This is a genomic window from Actinobacillus ureae ATCC 25976 (genome assembly GCF_000188255.1).
Classification (GTDB): Bacteria; Pseudomonadota; Gammaproteobacteria; order Enterobacterales; family Pasteurellaceae; genus Actinobacillus; species Actinobacillus ureae.
The window spans coordinates 1-622 of the sequence record NZ_GL831101.1; the positions used below are offsets into that span (position 1 = coordinate 1).

The following is a 622-nucleotide window of genomic DNA, read 5'->3' on the forward strand; positions in this document are numbered from 1 at the left end:
AGAATCAAGGGTACGGAAATGCGACACCGCACGCACACGTGCGTCAAAATCTGCTGGACGAGTTGGACGACGTGCTAATACCGCTTGGATAACGTCCACTGCGATACCTTCATCTTGATACCACGCACGGAAACGACCGAGCATAAAGCCCACTACGTCTTCAACTACATTTGCATTGATCAATTTATCACCGAATAATGCAGCCGATTTACGCACTAAATCTTCTAAATCAAGCGGTAAATTTTTCTCCACGATAATACGGAGCGAACCTAATGCTGCACGACGTAGAGCGAATGGATCGGCACTGCCTTTCGGAGCTTGACCGATACCGAAAATCCCGGTGAGTGTGTCGAATTTGTCCGCCAATGCCACTGAACAAGCAACTAATGATTTCGGTAATTCATCACCTGCAAAACGTGGCATATATTGCTCGTTTAACGCTACCGCAACTTCTTCATCTTCGCCGTCATGACGAGCATAGTGCATACCCATTACGCCTTGCGTGTCGGTAAACTCAAACACCATATTGGTCATCAAGTCGCATTTAGAAAGTAGGCCCGCACGTTCCGCTTTCGCTTTGTCCGCACCGATTTGCGCTGCGATTTCGCCTGCTAATGCTTCG

1 protein-coding gene is annotated in these 622 nt (G+C 48.1%); it reads right to left on the reverse strand.

The features are described from left to right. Positions 1-622 (reverse strand): glycine--tRNA ligase subunit beta (locus HMPREF0027_RS11245; protein ID WP_005625490.1); only part of this gene is annotated, 622 nt, incomplete at both ends.